Origin of the sequence: Sporolactobacillus terrae DSM 11697 (assembly GCF_000648615.1) — a bacterium.
GTDB lineage: Bacteria > Bacillota > Bacilli > Bacillales > Sporolactobacillaceae > Sporolactobacillus > Sporolactobacillus terrae.
On the sequence record NZ_JFZC01000045.1, the window covers coordinates 1 to 6,905 of the forward strand.

Consider the following 6,905-nt stretch of genomic DNA (forward strand, 5'->3'; position numbering starts at 1 on the left):
ATCCCGAACACGGTCGTTAAGCTCTTCTGTGCCGATGGTAATTGGGGGCTGTCCCCCTGTGAGAGTAGGTCACTGCCAGGCAAAGCGAAACACGCGTTTCTCAGAAATTGAGAGACGCGTGTTTTTTTGCAGGAAAAGAAAGTATAAGATCTTGCCCCATCTTCAAACCAATAGACCCGTGTCTTGCCTATGAATCAAAGCAGAGGTACTTTGGCGCCTGCGGGACCAGCGTGCCGAGAGCCCGCAGATTCTCCTGTCTGTTTGAGGAGGCTCGCGGTGCGCCCGCGGCAAGCGAGTAACCGAAGCGACGATTCAGCACTGAAAAGACACGAATCCCATCACACATGGCTGAAGATAAAGGACCAAGCACAGCTTAGTTTTTCTTAAGTGCTTGCTAGAGAACCTGCAACGTGCCATGTGAATGTGATTAGTTAAAGCAGCGGGATAGAAAAAATGAATGCAAATTATAATAAATTAGTAATAATAATTATTATAATTGACTTGAACTTTATAATAATATGTATAAAATGTGAGTGAAGAGTGATGATTTTGTGACAATCATTACGATGAAAAAACTTGCATATGAATAAGTTTGTATGAGAAGTCACATGCCAAGGAAAGAAGTTGAGTTGATTGAGAGTTTCTCTTTTTACGACGTGTTTGGGTGAACTTTTCTACGTCGATGTCTTAAAAGATGTAACCGAAATACTTGAACGATTAGGTTGCGAAGTGGATGTTCCAGAAGGACAGATCTGCTGTGGTCAGCCGGCGTATAATAGCGGCTATGCAAAGGATACAAAAGGACCCGCGAAACAGATGATTGAGGCTTTCGAGCATTCTGATTACATTGTATGCCCATCAGGATCCTGTGCAACGATGTTCCATGAATATCCTAACTTTTTTGCTGATGAGCCGGAATGGGAAGCACGTGCAAAACAAGTTGCTGCAAAAACCTATGAATTCACACAGTTCATTGTGCGTGTTCTTGGTGTTGTTGATGTAGGTGCTGAGTATCATGCGCGTGTTACACTCCACACCTCCTGCCATATGACACGTTTATTAGGCGAACGCGAGTCGCATTATACGCTTCTGAAACACGTAAAAGGGCTTGAGTTAGTACCGTTACCAAATAATTATGATTGCTGCGGATTTGGCGGTACATTTTCTGTAAAAATGTTTCCGATCTCTGAACAAATGGTTGATGAAAAGATCCGTCATATTGAGGAAACAAAAGCAGATGTACTTGTTGGTGCAGATGCCAGCTGTTTGATGAATATTGGAGGAAGAATGAAACGCTTAGGCAGACCGATTAAAGTGTTACATATTGCACAAATTTTAAACAGTCATCAAGGCAAAGGAGATGAGCGAGATGCCGATGAAAGTCGGAAATCTACCATTCTTTGAAGGTGTTGATGAGGCGATTCATGACTCATTTATGGTTAATGCCGTCTCCTCTGCCCAGGATGGACTGCGAGGCCGAAAGATTAGTGCTACGGTAGGCGATAAAGCACTAGGGGATTGGGAAGATTGGCGCAGTGCTGGTGAAGAAATCAGATCCCATACGCTAAACAATCTGGATTACTATTTAAAACAATTAAGTGATAACTTTGCTGCGCGGGGCGGACATGTTTATTTTGCGGAAACTGCAGAAGAAGCACGTAATTATATTAAAAAGGTATGTAAAGAAAAAAATGCCAAGCATGTCGTGAAAGCTAAGTCAATGGTTACTGAGGAAATCAGTCTAAATGAAGCATTGGAGGACGAAGGATGCGAAGTCCTTGAAACAGACTTGGCAGAATTTATTCTTCAGGTAGATCATGATCAGCCTTCACATATTGTTGTCCCTTCAGTGCATAAGAACCGTCAGCAAATTCGTGATGCATTTAAGAAGCTTGGCTATGAAGGCAGCGATGATGCGAAGGAGCTGGCTGGCTTTGCTCGGAAGACACTGCGTAAGAAATTCTTAGAGGCTGACGTTGGCATTACCGGATGTAATTTTGCCATTGCTGACAGCGGAAGTGTTTGCCTTGTAACCAATGAAGGAAATGCAAATATGGTCACCACATTTCCGGAAACTCAAATAACAGTCATGGGTATGGAACGACTTGTTCCCTCATGGAAAGAACTGGACGTCGTTGTCTCACTACTTTGCAGAAGTTCAGTTGGCCAGAAGTTAACGACTTATGTTACGGATATTACACCGGATGGGAATCAAGAGGCGGTAGACAGTCCTAAAGATTATCATCTAGTGATTGTCGATGCAGGACGTTCTAATGCATTGGGAACAGAATTTCAGTCTGCATTGCACTGTATTCGCTGCGCGGCATGCATTAATGTTTGTCCAGTATACCGCCATATCGGCGGACATGCGTATGGTTCGATTTACCCAGGACCGATTGGAGCGGTATTATCTCCGATCTTAGGGGGGTATGAACAATACGGAAAATTGCCTTATGCATCAAGTCTCTGCGCAGCTTGTACGGAAGCATGTCCGGTTAAAATTCCACTGCATAAGCTGCTGATTCGCCACCGTCAGAAGTATGTTGAAGGCGGCGGTCATCCGCCAGTTATGGAAAAGGTTGCGATGAAAGGATTTGGCATTGGCGCTTCTTCTCCTGCGCTTTTCAAGGTTGGCGTAAAATCTGCTCCAATCATGCTTAAACCGCTTGTCCACCATGGATCGATAACCAAAGGACCGGGCCCATTGAAGCCATGGACCCATGGCAGGGATCTTCCGGCACCGAGCAAGGACAACTTCAGAAAATGGTTTAAGAATCATAAACAGCAAGGCACAGCGATTCAAGATAAAGGAACAGGTGAATCACTATGAAAGGTACTATAGAAAACCGCGATGCATTTCTAGAAAAAATTGCCGGTAAATTGAATCGGATACCGGGTGAAGTGCCAGATAAACCAATCTGGAAGTACACGCCTCAAAATAAGGTTTATCAAAATTACTCGGAAGATCAATTGCTGGCGATGATGAAAGAAGCTTGCGCGCCGATTCATACAAAACTATTTGAGACAAATTCAGAACAACTTGGTGTTCAATTGGATCAATTAATTGCCGACTATGGCGGGGGATCGATTATCGCCACTAATGATTTGCGCTTTCATGCATTTGGTTTAGACGAGATTTTGAAAAAGAACAATGTTGCTGTTTGGGATTATAAAGAAGGGCATAAGACTATTGAAAAGGCGGCACATGCTAATATCGGATTATCAATTTGCGATGTAATGTTGGCTGAATCCGCAACAGCAGGTTTGTTTAATGATAAAGACAAAGCGAGAAGCGTCAGCTTGCTTCCTGTGACATCAATCGTAATTGTTCCGAGAAGCAGTATTGTTCCACGAATGACGCAAGCGATGCAGCGAGTTGAAGAGCGTGTACAAAAAGGAGAAACGATTTCCTCGTATATTAATTTCATTTCTGGACCAAGTAACAGTGCTGATATTGAAATGAGATTGGTTGTCGGCGTACATGGTCCGGTCAAAGTTGCCTATTTGGTCGTTTCTGATCGTTGATTCTCTTTCGCATCGGCAGCATTTAAATAGACTGCGCTTAATAATGAAAAACGGGGCAGTTTCAAAAGGGTGTTGGATTTATACTGCGCGCCGATTGCTCGCATCAACAGAGAGCGCGACCGCGGGCGATTCAGGAGCATCCTCGGCTGATCCTGTAAAGCCTACGAGGCCTCCTTTGGTTCGCGATCAACGGGAACGCTCCACAGGAGTCTCGCATCTTCGCGCTTAATCTCAAAATAGACGTTTTTTAAGGGTGTCTCAAAAGTCAATTGACTTTTGAGACACCCTCGTTTTTTTTGCTTTTGCTTATTTTTTATGGAGATCATTCACGGATTTGTCCGTTTCCTTCGATGAGGTATTTAATACTGGTCAATGCATTTAATCCCATTGGGCCACGTGCATGCAATTTTTGTGTGCTGATGCCGATTTCTGCACCAAACCCAAATTGTTCGCCATCGGTGAAGCGTGTTGATGCGTTATGATATAACGTCGAGGCGTCTACAGCTTTGAAAAAAGCCGCAACATGTGCAGGATCTTCGCTGATAATTGATTCAGAATGCTTCGTACCGTAGCGGTTAATATGATCAATGGCTTCTTGAAGCGTATCAACGAGTTTGACTGCAATAATTTTATCTAGATATTCAGTTGCCCAATCTTCCTCAGAAGCAGTTGGTAATTGAGGAAATTTATCGGCGGCACTTGGGTCAATGTGGCAGGAAACACCGGCTGTTAGAAGCGCATCGATTAAGGAGTCGCCAAATTGATCGAACCATTTTCTGGAAACAATGACGGTTTCAATAGCATTGCATACGGAAGGCCGCTGAGTCTTCGCATTTAAAACAATGCGGGTTGCCATTTCAGGATTTGCGGATTCATCGATATATACATGGCAATTCCCGGCTCCGGTTTCGATGACAGGGATGCTTGCCTGTTTGATTACCGTCTGTATCAAGCGACTGCTGCCGCGTGGAATCAGTACATCAATCATACCGTTTAAACGAAAGAACTGATTGGCGGTCTCATGACGTGTATCCTCCAGCAATTGAACCGCTTCCTCAGGGATGTTTGTTTGCCGAAGTGCTCGCTTAATGGTTGAAACAAGCGCTTTATTCGTTTCGAGTGCTGACGCACTGCCACGGAGATAAACGGCATTTCCTGTTTTGAGACAAAGGCAAGCGGCATCAATCGTTACGTTTGGCCGTGCTTCATAGACCATACCAATGACGCCAATCGGTACTCGAATTTTTTGGATATGCAGTCCGTTGGGCCGGTCCCATTGGTCAAGCGTATCACCGATCGGATCTGGGAGTTTGGCAAGGGTTTCAACTGCTGCTGCCATCGCATCAATACGAGCTTCGTTGAGCATGAGCCGGTCAAGCAGGGAGGGGGTCATTTGATTTTGTTTTGCGCGTTCCTGATCCAAGCGGTTTGCTTCAATGATGATGTTTCTGTCTGTATGCAGCTGAACGGCGATGGCATGCAATGCTTGATCTTTTTCAGCACTTGATTGCACGGAAAGGAACTGTGATGCGGTGCGCGCTGATTTTGCTTTTTCGATTAATTCATTTTTCTTTACTAAGGCCATTGGTTCGTGCTCCCTTCTTTTTTTCAGGACGAAGTGTTGCGGTCCACGGTACCCAATTGTCGCGATGAACGACCTCAGCGTGTCCACCGTCAATTAAATCCATAGCATGCGTACTGTTCATTCGTTTGATTTCCTCAAGCTGTTCGGACGAGTAATTCACTTGACCTTTACCCAGTACATGGTTTTTTCGGTCCACAATTTGAATCACTTCTCCGGCATGAAAATGACCATTGATTTTCCGTATGCCGGCGGGCAATAAACTTTTACCCTTTTCCATTAATGCGCGAACGGCACCGTCGTCAATTTCTATTTTTCCAGATACCGGTGAATGAAGCGCAATCCACTGTTTTGACACCTTGAGCGAAGGTTTTAACTCTCTTGAACCGATATAGGTTCCATCGCCTTCGCCTTTTATAATCGCGACGAGTTTGCCCGTCCCTTTTCCTGTGCCAATGAAGGTACGGACACCGAGCGACAGAGCGGTACGAGCAGCAGATAATTTTGATTTCATACCGCCTGTGCCTACCTTAGAGCCAGAAGCAGCGCTTGTTTCGTTCAGCAGATGGTCGGGAAGTTGATCAAGATAGTGATAGCGGACCGCATCGTCATATTCGTTTGGATTCTTATCATAAAGCCCGTTAACATCAGTAAGAATGGCAAGAAAATCGGCATGAATCAAGCCGCTGACGAGTGCAGACAACATATCGTTATCACCAAACGTCAGCTCTTCTAGAGAAACAGAATCATTTTCGTTAATGATTGGGATCACTGATCGCTTCAAAAGTTCGGACAATGCAGAATAGGCATGACTCATCTGTTCACGTCGTTCAAAGTCCTGTCTGGCGAGTAAGAGCTGGGCAATGGTGATTCCGTATTTATGAAAAGCTCGTGTATAGTGATTGAGCAGCATGACCTGTCCAACAGCCGCAGCAGCTTGTTTGCCGGCAATGGTTACCGGACGAGCCGGATAACCAAGACCGGAGTATCCAGCTGCGATTGCACCGGATGATACGAGGACGATTTGATAGCCACTTGAAGCAAGCCTCGCGATTGCGGCAACATGATCCTCAAGCTTTTCAGAATCCAACTGTCCATGAATATTCGTCAGCGAGCTGCTTCCGATTTTTATAACCACTCGTTTTGTTTTCATGATCTAATCCTTTCCTTTCAATGAAAAAGCCTCTCCCAATCCTTAAAAAAGGACGGGGAGAGGCTTTGCCCGCGGTACCACCTTTGTTAATACGACGAACGCGTATTCACTTAATCGCTTCGTAACGTGAAGAAAACGATTCGGTTTTTGTCCGAATAGCTCAAGGGCAGGTTCAATAAGAACGGAGCGGAGCATCTTCCAGCCGATGGATGCTGTTCTCTAGCACACCTTCAATTATTTACTAGTCCCTGTCAACGCACAGTATCATTAATTTGTATTAATTATATTCAGACTTTGATGGGAAGTCAAGAATGAACGGCTGATCGTATGTGTCAAGCTTTTCTCGGAACTCTTTATTGGGAAAGAGCTTCTTAATTCTAAATTTGTACACCTTAGGTATAAAATCATATTTTTTAGGCAAACGTAAGCACTTTGTTCAGTTTGCCTACTGCACTCGAAGAGGACGCGTTGGTTCCAATTCGACCGCGATGGGCACCAATAGACGGAACCGTAGGTTCCTTCAACAAGGATGCAATTCGTATCATTTTTTTTATGATTTGGTATGTCAACACTAAATCAAACAAATTTTTAAAGGTGTCGCAGCTTGTATTCAGTTGGTGTTAGGTAGTCTAGTGATCCATGGAT

At 44.4% G+C, this 6,905-nt stretch carries 5 protein-coding genes, 1 rRNA gene and 1 other annotated feature; of the genes, 4 read left to right on the top strand and 2 right to left on the bottom strand.

The annotated features are described in order from the left end of the window. The 4 genes from rrf to AA84_RS0110050 all read left to right on the top strand — a co-directional run. Positions 1-81 (top strand): 5S ribosomal RNA (gene rrf / locus AA84_RS19700); the annotation flags it as partial. A 552-nt stretch (positions 82-633) separates the two neighbouring features. Continuing rightward, positions 634-1,404, top strand: coding sequence for a (Fe-S)-binding protein (locus AA84_RS0110040; RefSeq protein WP_028977093.1), 771 nt, complete (start codon positions 634-636; stop codon positions 1,402-1,404). After that, positions 1,370-2,830, top strand: a complete 1,461-nt coding sequence (locus AA84_RS0110045) for a LutB/LldF family L-lactate oxidation iron-sulfur protein (RefSeq protein ID WP_028977094.1) — start codon at positions 1,370-1,372, stop codon at positions 2,828-2,830. The genes AA84_RS0110040 and AA84_RS0110045 overlap by 35 nt, the downstream gene beginning before the upstream one ends. Then, entirely contained in the window at positions 2,827-3,525 is a 699-nt protein-coding gene (locus AA84_RS0110050; RefSeq protein ID WP_028977095.1) for a LutC/YkgG family protein, read from the top strand. Before AA84_RS0110045 ends, AA84_RS0110050 begins: the two co-directional genes overlap by 4 nt. Positions 3,526-3,847: 322 nt before the next feature. On the opposite strand, the gene AA84_RS0110065 is transcribed toward AA84_RS0110050, so the two are convergent. Both AA84_RS0110065 and proB read right to left on the bottom strand, forming a co-directional pair. After that, positions 3,848-5,110, bottom strand: coding sequence for a glutamate-5-semialdehyde dehydrogenase (locus AA84_RS0110065; RefSeq protein ID WP_028977096.1), 1,263 nt, complete (start codon positions 5,108-5,110; stop codon positions 3,848-3,850). Then, positions 5,088-6,260 (bottom strand): glutamate 5-kinase, encoded by a 1,173-nt coding sequence (gene proB / locus AA84_RS0110070; protein ID WP_028977097.1) that lies wholly within the window; start codon positions 6,258-6,260, stop codon positions 5,088-5,090. The genes AA84_RS0110065 and proB overlap by 23 nt, the downstream gene beginning before the upstream one ends. A gap of 45 nt (positions 6,261-6,305) precedes the next feature. Further along, positions 6,306-6,524: a binding site (T-box leader), on the bottom strand. Between the last annotated feature and the right edge of the window lie 381 nt (positions 6,525-6,905).